This is a genomic window from Rhodanobacter fulvus Jip2 (assembly GCF_000264315.1).
Classification (GTDB): domain Bacteria; phylum Pseudomonadota; class Gammaproteobacteria; order Xanthomonadales; family Rhodanobacteraceae; genus Rhodanobacter; species Rhodanobacter fulvus.
Genome location: NZ_AJXU01000028.1, coordinates 71232 through 87602, shown reverse-complemented (window position 1 = coordinate 87602; position 16371 = coordinate 71232). Strand labels below are relative to the sequence as shown.

Here is a 16371-nt window from a genome sequence, read left to right as displayed (position 1 = left end):
GGCTTAAGTAAATGCCATTCGAATCAGGCAAGGTCAACACAATGCCTGGCTGCGGTGAGTTTTCGCTCATCGACCACTTCAACCGTGCCGTGACCGAGCAGGTGTTTCGCGACGGGCACACGCTGGTGCTGTTCGGCTTCACCCATTGCCGCGTGGTCTGCCCGCGTGCGTTGGCCCGCTACGCCAGCGTGCTCGGCCAACTGGCCGGCGAAGGCTGGCCGGCGCGGGGCCTCTACATCAGCGTGGACCCCGCACGCGATACGCCCGAAGTGATGCGCGACTACCTGCAGCCCTACTCGGCTTTCCTGGGTTTGACCGGCACCACCGCGCAGATTGACCAGGCCAAGGCCGCCTTCCGCGTGTTTGCCCGGCGCGCCAGCGATCCGGATGAACCCGACGGCTACCGCGTACCGCACACCGCGATCGCCTACCTGCTCGATGCGGAGGGACGCTGCCTGTCCCATTTCGCCGATGCACTCGCTGCGGAGGAAGTGCTGGATCGCATGCGCGCGTTGCTGGCAACGCAATTACGTCAATCCGGCGCTTGATGTGGGGCCTGTCGAACCCTGCGCAAGCGTCGCCACAGCCGCGCCGATGCGTACGCCGCGCGTGCCGGCACCATCAGCGACAATTCGGTGCCGCCCTCGTCGCCACGACGCAGCACCAAGCACCCACCGATCCTTTCCGCCCGCTCGCGCATGCCCTGCAAGCCCCAGTGCCCGGCGCGGCCACCGTCACGCAGCACGGCTTCGTCGATACCGTCGCCGTCATCGCGGACCCGCACATGCAAACCCTCGCGCCGCCACTGCATGCACAACTCGACCGTGCCGGCATTGGCGTGCACGAAGGCGTTGCGCAAGCCCTCGCGCGCGATGTCCAGGATTTCCTGCGCCACCTCCGGGACCAGCGGCCGCGGCGCGCCTTCCTCGGTCAGCACGAAGCCCGCGCGATACAGCGTGGTGTAGTCCAGCGCGATGGCGCGTAGATCGCCGGCAAGATCCGGCGACGCATCCAGGCGGCGCAGCGCCAGGATGCGATCGCGGCCGTCCACAAGCATGTCGCGCGTGCGCAGCGCCACGTCGGTCATCTCCTGCCGGTGCGTCGCCTCGATTCGGGGGCTCGCCGCCCAGGTCTGCAGTCGCAGTTGCAGGCCCTGCACGCCTTGCAGCAAGGTGTCGTGCAGATCGCGCGCGATGCGCTCGCGCTCCTCGATGCGTATGTGCATCTGCCGTCCCAATGCCTTCACGCGCATGCGATAGGCAAACCAGAGCACGAACGCCAGCAGGAAGCCGGCCAGCGCGCGGAACCACCAGGTCTCGTAATAGGCCGGCGCGCGCGTCAGAGCGAGTGACGCATGAACGGCGGAGGCGGCATCGCCCGATCGAACAGCGCGCACCTCGAACTGGTAGCGCCCCGCGGGCACCTTGGTGAAAACCGCTTCGCGACGGGTGCCGACATCCTGCCAGTCGTTGAACCCGGCCAGCCGATAGGCAAAGTGCACGCGCTCCGGATGATTCAATGCCGGCGTGGTGTACGTGATGCGAAAGGAATTTTCTGCAGAAGTAAGCGCCACGCCCCTCGCGGATGCCGGATAGACCGCCGAACCGGTGCTCACTGATTCGACGACGATCGGCGGCAAGGCCGGTGCCTTCGGCACGCGGGCCGGATCGATCCATGCCAGCCCGGACGCGGTGTGCGTCCAGATGCGGCCGTCCGCACCCATGCGCAACGACGGCAGCATGCGGTCTGCATCGACCACGCTGGGCACGCCGTCGGTGGCATCGAACAAGCGGGCCGTCACCCGCGACCCGGGAAGCGCCATCGCCTTGCGCACGTCGGCGGCCGGAATTCGCATGACACCATCCAGCGTCTGTACCCAGAGATTGCCCGCAGCATCCCTGACCAAGCCGGTGACCGTCTGGAATGCTTCGGCATCCCTGCTCACCAGCGAGGTAAAGCGCTTGCCGTCGAAAAACTGGATGCCGTCGTCACCGCCCACCCACAGCACATCGCCATCGACCAGCAGCGATCGAACGGTGCCCACGCGCAGGTTCTGCGCCTCGCCCCACCGTTGTTCGATGCGCTGCGACAACCCGATCAGCTGATTGGGCCCACCGCCTCCCAGCCACAGCCGGTTCTGCCGGTCCACCGCCATGACCTTCACGGTGGCGTGCTTTTTCAGGACGTCATGCCAGGCCTTTCCATCCCACGCCAGCACTCCGTTTCCCAGGTGCGGCGAAGACACGAACAGCGTTCCCGCCTTATCCTTGATCACGCTGTAGGGAACGCCCCGACCGGACGATGGATATTTCGCGACCAGCTGTGGCGTGCCGGGCGACAACTTCCAGATCCCGAGCTTGTTGGCCGCCCAGACCGTACCGTCGGCGCTGTCGGCATAAGTGGCCAAGGTCAGGCTGGGCACTTCGGTGGACTTCCACGGTGCGGCCGGTGAGGCAAGCTGCAGTACCGGATGCGTTTCGCTGCCCACCCAGAGGCCGCCCGCCGCGTCGATCGACGCTGACACTTCGTGGATATCGTCGGGCAGTCCGACCGGATGGAACGCGGTGCGGGCCAGGCGGTCCAGGCCACCCTCACCGCCCGTCCAAATGTCTCCGTCGCGGTCCTCGATGATGTTCAATGGCGAACGTCCAAGCTGGGGCACTTCCTCCAACGGCGGTACGGAATGGCTTTTCCCGGCCGCCGTGATCGCTTCCGGCGACACATGGGAAACCACGTACTTGTTCGATATCAGCCACAGCGCACCCGTGCGCGAAGGCAGGACGGCGATGATCGGCAGGGGAACCGGTGCCGTTACCTCTGTGAGCCCGATGCCGTGGCGCCGATAGATGGCGATCCCATTCTGACGGTCCGCGAGATAAAGCAAGCCTGCAGGCCCCGCAAAGACGTTGCCGTCGAACCCTCCTATGTCTGGCAATCGCATGGGCGGTTTGGCGGAACCCTTGGGCTTCACCAGCAGACCGGGGCCACCGGTGGTCAACCACAAGTTGCCGTCCGCATCGAACGCACCCTTGCCGAAGCCGTCCCCCGACAGGACCGTCGGCGCGACAACGTGCCAGGCACCGTCCTTGAAATACATGACCGTCTTGTTGGACACCGACCACACCGCACCGAGTGGATCACTGAAGAAGGGAAAAGGAGTCACCCCCGCTCCGACATACCCCTGGCCGAGTCCGAAATGGGTCAAGTGGCCGTTCTTCAGCAGGGTGGGACCCGCATTGTCGTTCTGTATCCACAAGCCGCCCCCTTCGGCCGGAAACAGCATGCCCAACTGCGCCTCCAGGAAATGCTCGCCCGGTGCAGGCTTGAACGGCGTGAATTGCACCCCGTCGAAACGGGTCAGACCCTTGGTTCCCGACATCCACAAGAACCCGTCGTCCGTCTGCGCCATGCCACTGATCCCGGCCGGTGCGCCGTCGGACTTGGCAAAGGACGTGCGTTGAAAACTCGCCAACGTTTCCGGCGGCGTGGAAGCCTGGAGCGAGGTAGCCGCAAGCATAGCCAGCGCGAGCAGCATGGACGCGATGCATCGAAAACGTCGAGTACGTTCCTGGCTGGTGCGGGCTGCGAGCAATGAGGGCATGGAAGCAGTATTCCGGATTGCCGACACCCGCGGGGGAATACCCTTGGTTGGCGCAGTCTTGCGCGATCATATCCCGCGCTCAGAGCGGTGCGGCTTGTACTTTCTTGATGTTTTGAAGGCGGCGTTGGCTGCCTGCGAACAGCGCTGCCGCAACCAGCCGGTGCATGCAGTGGACTGAATGCATGACGCGGCCGAGTAATGATCAGCTATAGATCAAAGTCGTCGACCGGCGGAAGCCGACCCAAAGCGGACATCGGCCAATGCATTTCACAGTGGCCGGCGGCGCCGGGAACTTGGCGGCTATGCGCCCGCCAGATCGTCGGGACCAAGATATAAGATGTCGATCTTGCTGACATCCAGCGCCACCTGTGCGCGAAGCAGGCCGCTTCGATGGGAATTGAGTGCGGCCTGAACTGTGCCTAGCGGAGTACCGTCTGGCGAAAGCACCCACGACTGACCTGCCCACTGGTGTATCTGGACGGCGGTGCCGGGCGGCGGGGGCGCCGCCAACCACGTGATACCCGCCCAATAGTGCCGAGCGGCCCATGTGTGCTTCTCGCTCGGCGTGAAGCTCTGGACGAACTCCATCCAAATCGGTCTCGTTTCTCTAGTTGGCCAGTCGGCCTGAGCACTCCAAGCGGCGACCACATCTGCATTCAGCCATTGCTGCAGCTCCTTGCCCGTGGCGAAGATCGCGCCGGTGTCGGTGACTGCTCTGATTGCACCAAGCCGCGAATTGAAGCCGGCCTGGATCAGGATCGATGCAGGGCGGTTGAGCGTGCCTGTCACGACTGCCGGCACCGCAAGGCCAAGTTCATAGTCTTCTAGGCCGCGGCCATCTGCGTCTACCTCATCACCATTTGCGCTGGCGCGGACCCTGATCGCCTCCATTGCCCAAGGCAGCCGATAGATGAGGCCTCCTTCAACAAACTGAAGCACTTCCGATGGCTGATCCCCGCCCAGCGCGGCCAGAGGCTGGCCCAGCAGCCAAACTCGCAGGATGGCCTGCCAGTTCGCCGGCAGCGGGTCGGGTATGAAGGGATAAAATGCGAATACCCGCTCAGCGAGACCGGTGATAGAGGTGATGGCGGCTTCGGCGTCACCCTCAAGGATCGCGCCATTGGCTTGGATGAGAAGTAGGTTGACTTCGGAGGCTATGGCGTCGAGGGCATGACCGGTCGTCAGACCGACGCCTGCAAGAAAATAGCCGCGGCGTTGAGCGGCGGTCGACTGATTCCAGATCAGCCGGCTGCGGGAGGAAAGACCCGCCTTCAACAACTGCTGGGATTGAGCGTCCAGACGCTCCAGGCGTCGCTGCCACAGAGAAGATTGTAGGATGTCGTCTAAAGCAGCCTCGATCCCTTCATCGGAAATTCCGTTCTCCCCGATGAGGCTGAGGATGGCTGTATCGAGCGTCGCAACGTGCCGTTCCCAATCGGCCAGGGCGCGATTCCGGTCCTTCGGCTCTTCATTGCCGATCTCGGGAAAGGTCCAGGCTGCGGCGTTGTTGACGACATAGTCAACGAGCTGATTGATGTCTCCGCCGATACGCGCGTGCATCCGCGTCAGTAGCTCCACGACCAGAAGCACAAGACCGCTTTCCATATTGCGCGCGCCAAGATCGGTGATGAGCGCTTCCCAATTGCGTCGCTTCTTGGCGATGTCCTCGAACATTGGAAAGAGGACGACGCCCTCGACGTCGACATAGGCGCGTCCGGCACGTCCGATGACGTTCTTGAATTCGCTGATCTCGATGCGCTCGCCGGCGCGGTGCAGGGAGTGCATGACGACGGCAGTCGCCGATAGATTCAAGCCCTGTGCCAGGGTCGGAGAGGAGATTGTCACTTTGAGGACATTCTCGCGAAGCAGGCGCTCGACCTCCTTGCGATAAGACGTAGGCAGAGCGCCATGGTGAAGGGCGACGCCAAGGCGTAGGCATTTAAGAATCGCATTCTCGGGCCCCAGCCATTCCTCGCCAAGCGCGATTGCGGTGTTCAGTGTATTCGGATCGGCCTCGAGCAGCGAGCGCAGCGCGCCGCGCTCATGCAGATCGACGATGACGTCGGCGAACGGCTCAACGCTGCGCCGCTCGGGGCAGAAGACGAGGACGGTCTGGCCGTCGTCAACAAGCCGCCAGGCGGTAGCAAGGCAGAGCTCGCGCTGGTCGTCAGGAAAGAGCCGAGTGCGGCGACGCTTGGGCGGGATCCAGTTGGGTGGGGCGGCGCCGGTAAGGAAACGCTGGACCCAGGGCCGCTCGTCGCCGACGCGCAGGTTGAGCCGCGCGGTTGGCGACATCCACACCACCTCACCGAACCGCAGCCGGGTCGGCCGCCAGTCACTCTTGATCAGCCCGCCCGGATGATCGCGGCGGAGCCAGCCGGCGAAGTCATCGAGCTGGTCGCCATCGGGCAGGATGGCCGAGAGGCAGACGATCCGGCGCTCTTGGGCATCAGCACGGCGCAGAAGCCGCTGAATCTGCACCTCGTAGCGAACCTCGCGCTCGTTGAGGCCGATCATGTGCCCTTCGTCGAACACCAGCAGGCCGACATCATCGAGCAGCGAAGGATCGTTACGGAGCGCGAAGTCGAGCTTCTCTGGCGTCGCGACGACGATGTCGCGCTCGCGGATCGCGTCCTCGTCGAAGCCGCTGACACCGATGCTCCCATAGAGGGCCGATATGGTCTTGCCGAGCGGGCCGAAGGTCCTTTGGAGCGTGGTTTCGGTCTGCGCCGAGAGGGCGCGCAGGGGTGTGACAAACACCACCCGCTTGCCTCCGGCGAGGCAGCGAAGGATGCAGAGTTCGGCGATGCGGGTCTTCCCGGCGCTCGTCGGCAGCGACACGACGAGGTCGTCTGACTGGTCGACCGCGCGGGCGGCCGCCTCGGTCTGCGAGGGCCATAAGTCGATCTCCGCCTTCGCCCGACGTTGAAGCAACGCGATGAATAGCTCGCGCAGACGCGGCCAGACGGCCGCAACCCCACCAGCGGGCTGAAGCGGAACCCTCTCGTGAAACGTGCTTGACCAGAGGTCCGAAAGCAGATGGATCGCAACGCGATGCGCCCACCATTGCGGCAGCATGTTCATCTCGCCGCAGATCGCCAGGCTCGCGCGAAGCCGCTCCAACGCCTGATCGACAAGCGCTCGCTCACCGCGTTCGAGCGCGAGCAGGTAAAGGGACATGGCGGCCATGAATGCGTCGGTGAGCGCGGTATCGAGACCATCGAAAAGGAAATCATCGCCACCGCCGTCCGGCGTGGCGGCGGCACCCTCAACCTGATCGAGCCGAGCCTGGATGGCGGCGGCGATCCGCGCGTCGCTGCCCTGGCCGGAGGCCCGATAGTCGAGAACGCTGCTGCGCAATGCGCTGAAGTTGCGGCGCATTAGCAGCGCGAGGGCGCGCTCGACGAGGGAGAAATTCTCATCCGCCTCGACGATTGCGAGGAGCGAATAAGCTCGAGCGGACAGGTGGGCGAGATGATAGGCGGCCGCGGCCATAACAAAGTGGAAATCGCGATCGGCCTCCTGGCGGTTGCCCTTTGCCATCACCGCTTCAAGAGCCGTTGCAGCCTGTTCGAATGCCGTGCGAGCCTCAGTCGGGTCGCCGCCGACCTCCCGACAGCGCAGGCCGAGGCCGAACAGGGCATAGGCATAGCTGTGCAGGTCGTAGCTAAGCTGCGGTGCGAAGTCCGGCGCGTCGGGCGGAAGGGTGCCGTCACGCCAGATGATCGCGCGGGCCTGCCCGCGAGCGATCAGTCGGCCCCGAAAGCCGGCGGCCGTCGCCTCGGCGATATCTGCGGTGATGGCTTCAGGGTTTGTTGGCATCGGCGATCACTCGGTCGTAGACCGCGCCGATAAAGGCGCCATGACCCTCCACGTGAAGTCCGATACCCCATTGATTGATAAGGCCGGGATACGCTCGCAGGGAGGCGGCTAGCAGTGCGTCGGGGGCATTGCCTGAGAATGTGAAAAGCAGATGCTGGACACTCTGCGGCGAGACGCCGTGCTTGAGCAGCGCGTCGTCGATTGCATCGGCCAGCGGCAGATTGCCGAACTCAAGAAGACGCGCGGAAATAAAGTGCAGTGCGTGTGCCGAGGGCAATCCTCCATCCTTGTCCAGCCCGGCGCGGGCTTCGGTCAGGACCTGAGCGGACAATGTGGCGCGGCTCTTCGCTTCCGTCTTCAGGAACTGAAGACGTTGAGTTTGGGGGTCTTGCAGAATGCCGATCACGTCTTCACCACGCATTGCCATGTTGCGATGGTCTTTCCAGCGCAGGCGCTTGATCGGAGCACGGTAGCCGCCGCTGTGAGCATCTATCCATTCTGTCGCGTAGATTTCGCCGAGGTCACCGGAACGGATCTGCTTAGTCGTCGGCAGCTTGCTCTCGATCAGGGCTGCAGCGGCGGGCTTGCCTAGCCGCGCGAGGGCGCGCGCTACGTGCTCCTCCGAGGCGTAATGCGAAGGCACGATAGCTGCCGTCGCCTGGATGCCGACCCCTAGGTTAGCGACCTGACCGGTCATCACACGCCGATAGTGGTTCCCCATCGGCGTGTCGACCGAAATGCACCAATCATCGAACTGCGCCATCCTCGTTCCTTCCCTGTTAGTAAGGAAAAAGGTCGCGTACGCGCGTGAAGGGCGCGCCAGTTTCTGCGGCGCGGCGGACTTTGCGCTCGAGGACCTGAGTGAGTGAAATTTCACGGTTGAGCATGTCGTATAAGTCGAGTCCGTCCATGCAGATGACTCGTTTGCCGCGTCCAAAAGCGGCGAGGCCGTCTTCGGTGAAGCCGCTGTTGCTGACGAAGAGGCCGCGGGTCCAGGCCGCCTTTTGCTCGATCTTGCCATGAAAGGTGTGCAGCTCGGCGACGCCGATCGGCGGCGCGTGCCATTTGGCCTCAAGCAGATAAATCTCGCTCGCGAGCTGAAAGCTGCCGTCGATCTGTTCGCCGCGCAGCCGGAACGGCTCTTGGGCGACCAGGCCGAAGGCGTCGAACAGACCTTTGAGGAAGCCCTCAAACGCATAGCCGCGCGCATGCGGCGCCAACGCCGCTACCTGCAACAGGTCCGCTTTGATCTTGGCAATGGCCGCGCGGTCAACGGGAACAGACTGGGGGCTTACTGACGGCCGCGACGGTTTGGAGCCGCCCGTTAGGCGGCTGATCAGGCCTTGATAGCGGACCTGGGCATTAGCGACGGGGTCGGCGCTGCCGGAACGGGTCAGATACTCGCTGCGATATTCCCAGAGTGCTTCGAGTGTGCGGACGGCGGTCCCGTCATCGCAGGTCTGAAGGAAATGGCGGAGGCGCTTGCCCTTCGATCCCCCATTGGCCGCGTATTTCGGATCGTCGATGCTGACCTTGAGTTCGGAGGCGAAGAAGTCAGAGAAGCTTTTGTCGGAAAAATCCAACACGAAGCCCGGGCCTCGGACGAAGTCGACGAGGTCGTCAATTAAACGTAGGTCAATGGATCGAACCGAGTTGATGAATCCCCCTCCTCTGCAAGCAGCCTTGAGAAGCTGTCGATCGCCTCTTAAAGGCTTGCAATCTTCGCAACTATCTCATCGCACGAAGGCGATGTCTCGTCAAACATCATTGGCGCTGTCGCTAGGTACTCGACAGGCAAATTCTTGACCCGCGCCTTGAATGTCCGCTCTTGGCCGAATTCTGTCCTAGTCCCGCTCCGGACAGGATGATCGATACGGCGATCACGATCGAGGGGTTCCACCGATCAATTGTGGTGGTGTGTAAACCTGAGACCCGCCCGACTCTAGATATCGCCATAAGATCATCGCCACCTACCCATTCGGGTATTGAGCCCCGCCATCCAACAGCCGATATTGTGCGCAAAACCATCGGGGCACGGATGCCGGCAGGGCGTCGTGCGGCGCCGTGCCATCTTCGAGCGAGGCGTCATCATGGGCAGTAGCGACGGCGTCATCCGGGTGTTGATCACCGATGATCATCCCGTCATGCGCGATGGCTTGCGCGCCGCAATCGCGCAGGAAGCGGACATGGAGGTGGTCGGCGAGGCGGCAGATGGGGCCGAGGCGATCGAGCGCTATCGCGCGTTGCAGCCGGACGTGACGCTGATCGACTTGCAGATGCCCAATGTCGATGGGCTGGAGGCGATCCAGGCGATTCGGGCGGACTATCCGCAGGCGGTGATGGTGGTGCTGACCACCTTCCCCGGCGATGCGCGCGTGACCCGCGCGATGAAGCTGGGCGCGATCTCCTATCTGCTGAAATCCGCCTGCCGCGACGAGATCCTACGTGCGGTGCGGGCGGCCGCGGCGGGGCGGCACGTGGTGGCCGCGGAGGCGGCGCAGAACATCGCCAATCACCTGGGTTCGGAATCGCTGACCTTGCGCGAGTTGAGCGTGCTGCGGCTGGTGGCCGAGGGCAAGAGCAACCGCGAGGTGGCCGAGGCGCTCAGCATTTCCGAGGACACGGTCAAGGCGCGCATGAAGAGCCTGATGGCGAAGCTCAATGCCGAAGACCGGACGCACGCGGTGACGATTGCGATCCGTCGCGGGTTCATGGATTCCTGAACCCGCTTGCGCGTGTCAGGCCGCGCAATCGCGGCGCCAGGCCCCGGGACTGCGCCCTACCCGGCGACCGAAGCTGCGCGTGAAGTGGCTCTGGTCGGCAAAGCCGGACGACAGCGCCACGTCGGCCAGTTGCAGCGAGCGATCGCGCATCAGTTCCATGGCGCGGTCGATGCGCCGCTGCAGCAGCCACTGGTGCGGCGGCATGCCCACGCTCTTGCGGAACGCGCGCACGAACGCGCTGGTGGAAAGACGGCACGCATGGGCCAGTTCTTCCAGCGCAATACCGTCGACCAGGTTGGCGCGCATCATCTCCTTGGCCTTGCGCTGTTGCCATGCCGCCAGCCCGCCCTGGATGGCTTGGCTGCCGGTGCGCATGCCGCCATAGCTGGACGCCAGGTGATGGCGCATCGCCAGCAGCACGTGATCGACGAACAGCTGGTTGCCGCGTTGCGTGCCGTGCAAGGCGGGCAGCAGGCACTGGCCCAGGCAGTCGATCACGGTATCGTCGACGAACCGGCCCGGTTCCTGGCGAAGCTCGTTGCAGATGGGTTGGCCCAGTTCATCGGCCAGCTCGGCGAGCGCTTTGCACGGCACGTAGAAGTTCAGCGAATGCACCGGTTCGCCCAGCCACGCGACGGGATCGCGCTTCAGGTCGTAGATGCAGCTGCAGCCGCGCTCGAACGGCTGCACCGGCACCGGCGCACCATCCAGCCACAGCTCGTGCCGGCGCAGCGCGCGAAACTGCAGGCCCACCAGGTAGCCATCGTCGTTGCCCAACGGCGCACGGAAGCCTTCATCGGAAGGATCGAAGCGGATTTCGGTGGCGGCCAGGGCCTGGCCACCCGAGGTGGAGCTCAACACCGTGGGCGGATCGCCCAGATCGAACGAGCGTCCCAGGCGCTCGCCAAAGATTCCCTGCAGCATGTCTGCCGTCCCCGGACGTGGCGTCCGCCAGCTCGCGTTGGCGCGAGGGTCGGGAATGATCGTAGGCACGAAGCCGGCGTGGTGATGCCCTCGTTTGGGTAAATCTCACCTACCCTTCATGCGCTTCCGGTTCGGATGTATGGACGTCTCTACACTCTTCGCCGCGCATGCCCGCGCCCTGGAGTCAGTACGCCATGCGCGGCCGCTCGAAGCGATTCATCGGCTCGCCTTCCGGGCTGCCGGGTATCCGTTCCCAGACCTGATCCTCGTCGCCGTCCGCCAGCACGTCGTAAGCGGTGCGACCCTCGAAGGCCTTCTGATGCGTGCACATCCAGTAGGCCGCCCGCTGACGGTTACCCACGTTGTCCAGCAGCGTTTGGGCCAGCGTGGCATGGCGGCATTCCAGGGTGGAAAACGCGTCCAGTACGATCTGGTCCCGCTGCGAATTGATCCGCGCGATCTCGCGGGCGACTTCACCGAAGTTCATGATTGATTTGCGCATGGAATGCTCGCTGGAAAGTTATCAGTGGAATCGCACGACGCGCCCCGGCCGTCAGCCGCGCTGGCCGTCGCGTATCGAACTCAGGAAGTCGATCACCGTTTCGGTACGCCCGAGCGAGACCAGCTCCGCCGCGGTGAGGTAGCCGAGCTCGGCAATCCGGGTTTGCCGGTACCAGTGCATCACGTCGGCCGGGTCCGGCTCGATCTCGGCGGCCACGCGCAGCACGGCCAGCGCGGCGGGAATCAGGCTGAACACGGTGCTGTAGCTTTCCGCACCCACTGGCGCAATCAGCTGGTCGGAGGGGTCGACGTGGTACGCCGCCACAAGCATGGCCTGCAGTGACCGCTTTGCCGACCGCTGGATCGAAGGTATCGCGCCCATCCCGTCGCCCTTTTCGCTGATGACGGACTCGACGATAGTCAGACCTGGCGGTGGCGGATTGTCCGTTTTTGCGCGTTGTTGACTCTTTGTCGCTCGTTGGCCTCGATCGCCTGTCGACCGCGAATGCGCAATGCAGGGCGAGAATGTTCAATCCAGCTTGTTCGCGGCGCCCTAGAGTTGTCCGTTCCATCAACTGCCATGGGGTTCGCCATGAACCAGCGTCTCGATTTCTACAAGTCCAGCCCGGAAGCGATCAAGGCCATGATCGGCCTGGAACAGCGCGTCGGAAAATCCTCCCTGGAAAAGGGGCTGGTCGAACTGGTGCGCCTGCGCGCTTCGCAGATCAACGGCTGCGCGTACTGCATGGACATGCACACGGCGGACGCGCGCAAGGGTGGCGAGGACGATCGCCGCCTGGCGACGATCAGCGCGTGGCGCGAAACGCCGTTCTTCAGCGAGCGCGAACGCGCCGCGCTGGCCTGGACCGAATCGCTGACCCTGGTCAGCAGCGACCACGTGCCTGACGAGGTATGGACGATGGCGCGGCCGCATTTCACCGACGAGGAGATCACCGACCTCACCTTGCTGGTGGTGGCAATCAACGGCTGGAATCGGTTCTCCATCGCCTTCCGCAAGATGCCTGCCTGACGGCCGCATGCAGGCGGGGCGCATCGTCGGATGCGCCCCGCCTGCGTACGCTGGGTTGCGGCGCCTGCTCGCCGGGCCGCGAAGCGATCGATGCTCAATGCGGAACGATCAGCAACCGCAGCGCGTGCGGCAAGGTCCAGAACGGCAGGAACACGATCGAGGCCATCGCCAGGTCGCGGAAATACACGGCGCAGTCGCGGCGCAGGCTGCCTTCCGGCGCTAGCGTCCTGCCCTGCTGCGTCGTGGTTTCCACGACGGCAGGGCGCGACGCGTTCACTCGCGTCCGCGCCAGTAGTGGTTGGCCGCAGCAATCGTGGCGAACTCGATCGCTACGGTATGGCCTGCCGCCATCAGCATGGCCGGGTCTTGCGCGTAGACATCGCGCAGCTTGCCGCGGATGGCGTCATCAGGCTGGGTGGCCTTGATGCTGAGCCTGGCCAGCTTGAAGGCGAGCTGACGGCCCTCCTCGGGCGTGGCGGTGATCAGGGTGTTGCCGGGTACCAGGGCGAAAGACATGGCGGCGCTCCGAGGTGGTGGTATGCGGGCCTTACTGCCGCGCACTGAACGACACGCCGTAGGCGGCCGAACGGAAGTTGACCATCTGGTCCTCCACCTCGATGCCCTTGGGCAGCCTGTTGGGCATGAACACGATTTTCTTTTCCGCCGCCACGCTGTCCGGCACCAGGTGATCGATGGCGATGACGCCCAGCTCGACCTGCGGGCGCGTGTCCGGCCAGGCGATGGACGGGTCGTCGATGTGATCACCCTTGCCGGCCAGCTGGAGCATCAGCCGGAACCGCAGGGGTCCGTGCCCCACCCGCTCGCCGATTTCCTTCGACAGATACTCCGGCGCGGCCACTTTCGCCTGCGCATCGGTCAGGTACTGCGCCGGCGCCATGGGAACGATCTGGTAGCGGCCGTAGGTGACTTTCCCGCTCGCATTGATGAATTTGAAGGTGTTGACGCCGTAGTACGGCAGCGTGGCGTAGCTGACCGGCGCGGGCTTGGCCACGGTCAGGAAATGCTTCGCGGCCGGATGCGTGGCCAGATAGCCGTCCAAAGCAGTCGGCTTGGCGGCGTCGGGGCCGCTGGCGGCGATGGCCTGCAGCAGCTCGCGGAACTGGTCGGCGTTCTGGCTGGGAAAGCCGTTGAACGAGTGCGACACGATGTCGGTGCTGCTGCCATCAGGCAGGGTGAAGCGGATGGCCATGCCGCGCGGCGACGACATCGGGTCGTTGTCCGGTGCATCCGGCACGCCGACGAAATTCGAGAAGCGCACGATGATGGGCACGCTGGCGCCGTGCAGATGCACCGCGCTGGAAACCCGCGCCGCCTCGGGTGACGGAGTGAAGCGGCCGGTGAGCATGATGCCCTTGGTGTGGATCGCACGCGCATGGTGATCGCCAAACACGCCGTGCAGCGTCTCGACCATTTGGGTGGGCGTGTACTTCAGCGGCGGCTGTGGCGAGCTCACCTGGGCGCCTGCGCTGCCGGCGACCAGCGCCGCAGCCAGCGGCAGCCATTTGAACGACGACGCGTTGCAAGTCTTCATGGTGACTCTCCCTTGGGCAGGTTGGAACACGGGGGCACGAGAGGCATCAGAGCACCCACGCCACCCTTCCACTTGCACGAAAACGCCGCCGCTAGGCTTTTCCCGTCACCTCCACGCGATGCGCCGACCCGGGTGGCGAAGACGCGCCATCAGGCCTGCGGGGTTCGCTGCCTGCACTGCTCGATCCGCGCGGCGAGGTCGTCCAGCACCGGCGAAAACGACACGTGCGACTGGCCGGCCTGGGCCTGCGTCGCATCCAGCGCGACCAGCAGCCGCGCGATGCGTGGCGCCACGTCCTGGTGGATGCGCTGGCCTTCCGGCGTGAGCGATAACCGGCTGCTGCGCCGGTCGTGTGGATTGCGCAGGGGGCTCAACAAGCCGCGCTGGCTGAGCAGGTAGACCGCCCGCGACAGCGAGCCGGCATCGCGATCCAGCTGCCGGGCCAGATGGGTCAGGGTGCGCCCGCCCTCCTCCGCCACGGCGCAGATCGTCAGCCACTGGGACAGCGACAGCGCGTGCGGCGTCAGCAACTCCTCGATCGCCTGCTGCAGACTTCTGTGCAGGCGCTCCACGGCCAGCAACAGCCCGTGCATGCCGGTGCTGGCACGCGGTACGAGCAACGTGCGCACGGCTGATGCATCCGCATCACTGACGATGCCATGCGACGCATTCACTTGAACACGCGCTGCATCAGCGTCACCACGATGCCCAGCGCGGCGAGTACGGCGATCAGGGTGAAATGGTCGATATTGGCCAGCAGTGCGGCCTGCTGGCCCAGCATCTGCGCCACGCGCGCCACCGCGATCTGGCCAGCCTGTGCCGGACCGACACTGGCCGACAACGCGTCCTGGATGTGGTGAATGGTGGCCTGGTAAATCGGGTTGTCCGGCGTCACCTGCGCGTTGAGCACGTTGTAGTGGACGGTGGCGCGCCACTGCTGGCCCAGGGTGGCGGCCGAGATGCCCAGCGCGATGCCGGCCTGGGCCAGCATGTTCTTCACCTGCTGCGCGTTGGAGAACAGCGTCTCGTCGTTCTCCATCTGCCGGAATGTCTGCATCGCGGCGATGGGCAACACGGTCAGCAGGAAGATGTTGTAACAGGCGAGCGCGGGCAAGACATGCAGCCAGGGGTTGGCCGACGGATCGAAGCGCGCCAGCATGATGCCGAACAGGCCGAGCGCGACGAAGCCGGTGATCCAGAACTTGCGCGGCGCGGGGTGCCGGGGCAACAGCTTCGACACCACGGTGAAGGTGACCGCGGCAGCCAATGCACCGACGGCCTCGAAATCCCCCACGGTTGCCCACGAATAACCCAGCGTCCGCTGCAGCATCACCGGGATGACGTAGTTGTTCGCGCCCAGCATCAGGTAGCCGAACAGGAACAGCGCGATGCCGGCGATGTAGCGCGCATGCAGCATCGCCCCCAGGTGCAACAGGGGCTGCCGGTGGCGACGCTGGTGGCGGGCGTAGACGATCAGAGCCAGCAGTGCGGCGGCCAGCACGCCGATCACGAACAGCGCGTCACCGTAGAAGTCGTAGTAGAAGCGCTGCAGCGAATACAGCAGCCCGAAACTGCCGCCGGCCAGCAGCACCTGTTGCCACGGATTCCAGTCGCTGCGCCCTTGCTCGTAGCCGCGCAGGCTGTTGTCGAGGCTGAAGCTGGCGAGCACGAAGGCCACCACGTCGAGCACCACCAGCAGCCAGAAGATCGCCGACCACGTATCGGCGGACACCATCTGCGCTGCCAGCCACGGCCCGGCGGCGATGGACAGCGCCAGCGCATAGGCCAGCGACTTGATGCCGTAGAACCGCTTGGGTCCGGCCAGCCGGTTATGGATGATCATGCGCGCCGACGTGAACAATACGCCGCCGCCCAGCGCCATCACGAAGCGGCCCAGCAGGAACGAGGAAAAATCATGGCTGGTCGCGCACAGCGCCGCGCCGAGCAGCGACACCGCCGTGGCGCACTGGATGAACAGCCGTCCGCCGAGATGGGTCACCCACCAGCGCTGCATCGAGATCACCAGGATCGCCACGCTGGCGTAGACCGCCGCGATCAGGCTGAAGTCCTCCGGCGTGATGCTCACCTCGCCCATGATCGGGCCGGCGCCGAAGGCGACCATGCTCAATTGCAGGAACTCGATCGCGGTCAGCACGAAGATCGTGGCGCATACCAGCCATTCCCGCCTGCGTGAGCTCATGACGATGGTCTCCGGCGT

General features: G+C 64.6%; 15 protein-coding genes. 3 read left to right on the top strand and 12 right to left on the bottom strand.

Annotated features, from left to right (window positions below; translation table 11 throughout):
* Positions 1-11: 11 nt before the first annotated feature.
* Positions 12-548: an SCO family protein gene (locus UU9_RS05745; RefSeq protein WP_007080784.1), complete on the top strand. Its 537-nt coding sequence runs from the start codon at positions 12-14 to the stop codon at positions 546-548.
* Here the strand turns inward: UU9_RS05745 and UU9_RS05740 are convergent.
* The 4 genes from UU9_RS05740 to UU9_RS05725 form a co-directional block, all read right to left on the bottom strand.
* Positions 533-3601, bottom strand: coding sequence for a sensor histidine kinase (locus tag UU9_RS05740; protein ID WP_237710227.1), 3069 nt, complete (start codon positions 3599-3601; stop codon positions 533-535). The genes UU9_RS05745 and UU9_RS05740 overlap by 16 nt on opposite strands.
* Positions 3602-3901: 300 nt before the next feature.
* Positions 3902-7423, bottom strand: a complete 3522-nt coding sequence (locus UU9_RS05735; protein ID WP_007080782.1) for a DEAD/DEAH box helicase — start codon at positions 7421-7423, stop codon at positions 3902-3904.
* Complete coding sequence (locus tag UU9_RS05730) at positions 7407-8186, bottom strand: Hachiman antiphage defense system protein HamA (RefSeq protein ID WP_007080781.1); 780 nt, start codon at positions 8184-8186, stop codon at positions 7407-7409. The genes UU9_RS05735 and UU9_RS05730 overlap by 17 nt, the downstream gene beginning before the upstream one ends.
* 16 nt (positions 8187-8202) lie before the next feature.
* Complete coding sequence (locus UU9_RS05725) at positions 8203-9009, bottom strand: restriction endonuclease (RefSeq protein ID WP_040670352.1); 807 nt, start codon at positions 9007-9009, stop codon at positions 8203-8205.
* 504 nt (positions 9010-9513) lie between these two features.
* Between UU9_RS05725 and UU9_RS05720 the strand changes: the two genes are divergently transcribed.
* On the top strand, positions 9514-10146 hold the full coding sequence (locus UU9_RS05720) for a response regulator transcription factor (RefSeq protein ID WP_007080779.1): 633 nt from the start codon (positions 9514-9516) through the stop codon (positions 10144-10146).
* A 15-nt stretch (positions 10147-10161) separates the two neighbouring features.
* Here UU9_RS05720 and UU9_RS05715 read toward each other — a convergent pair whose 3' ends face one another.
* The 3 genes from UU9_RS05715 to UU9_RS05705 all read right to left on the bottom strand — a co-directional run bounded on the left by UU9_RS05715 (position 10162) and on the right by UU9_RS05705 (position 11953).
* Positions 10162-11070 (bottom strand): helix-turn-helix transcriptional regulator, encoded by a 909-nt coding sequence (locus UU9_RS05715; protein WP_007080778.1) that lies wholly within the window; start codon positions 11068-11070, stop codon positions 10162-10164.
* Positions 11071-11254: 184 nt separating this feature from the next.
* Positions 11255-11572, bottom strand: a complete 318-nt coding sequence (locus tag UU9_RS05710; protein ID WP_237710226.1) for an antitoxin Xre/MbcA/ParS toxin-binding domain-containing protein — start codon at positions 11570-11572, stop codon at positions 11255-11257.
* A gap of 51 nt (positions 11573-11623) precedes the next feature.
* Positions 11624-11953: a hypothetical protein gene (locus UU9_RS05705; RefSeq protein ID WP_007080776.1), complete on the bottom strand. Its 330-nt coding sequence runs from the start codon at positions 11951-11953 to the stop codon at positions 11624-11626.
* A 210-nt stretch (positions 11954-12163) separates the two neighbouring features.
* Here UU9_RS05705 and UU9_RS05700 point away from each other — a divergent pair, with 210 nt between their 5' ends.
* Positions 12164-12601, top strand: a complete 438-nt coding sequence (locus UU9_RS05700) for a carboxymuconolactone decarboxylase family protein (RefSeq protein ID WP_007080775.1) — start codon at positions 12164-12166, stop codon at positions 12599-12601.
* A 94-nt stretch (positions 12602-12695) separates the two neighbouring features.
* Here UU9_RS05700 and UU9_RS05695 read toward each other — a convergent pair whose 3' ends face one another.
* From UU9_RS05695 to UU9_RS05675, 5 genes are all read right to left on the bottom strand, one after another.
* The gene (locus tag UU9_RS05695) at positions 12696-12878 is read right to left on the bottom strand and encodes a hypothetical protein (RefSeq protein WP_007080774.1); all 183 of its coding nucleotides are present in this window, start codon (positions 12876-12878) and stop codon (positions 12696-12698) included.
* Entirely contained in the window at positions 12875-13117 is a 243-nt protein-coding gene (locus UU9_RS05690; RefSeq protein ID WP_007080773.1) for a hexameric tyrosine-coordinated heme protein, read from the bottom strand. The genes UU9_RS05695 and UU9_RS05690 overlap by 4 nt, the downstream gene beginning before the upstream one ends.
* Before the next feature lie 31 nt (positions 13118-13148).
* Positions 13149-14153: a catalase family peroxidase gene (locus UU9_RS05685; RefSeq protein ID WP_007080772.1), complete on the bottom strand. Its 1005-nt coding sequence runs from the start codon at positions 14151-14153 to the stop codon at positions 13149-13151.
* Positions 14154-14302: 149 nt separating this feature from the next.
* Positions 14303-14782, bottom strand: a complete 480-nt coding sequence (locus UU9_RS05680; RefSeq protein ID WP_237710225.1) for a MarR family winged helix-turn-helix transcriptional regulator — start codon at positions 14780-14782, stop codon at positions 14303-14305.
* A gap of 41 nt (positions 14783-14823) precedes the next feature.
* The gene (locus tag UU9_RS05675; RefSeq protein WP_007080770.1) at positions 14824-16353 is read right to left on the bottom strand and encodes an MFS transporter; all 1530 of its coding nucleotides are present in this window, start codon (positions 16351-16353) and stop codon (positions 14824-14826) included.
* Between the last annotated feature and the right edge of the window lie 18 nt (positions 16354-16371).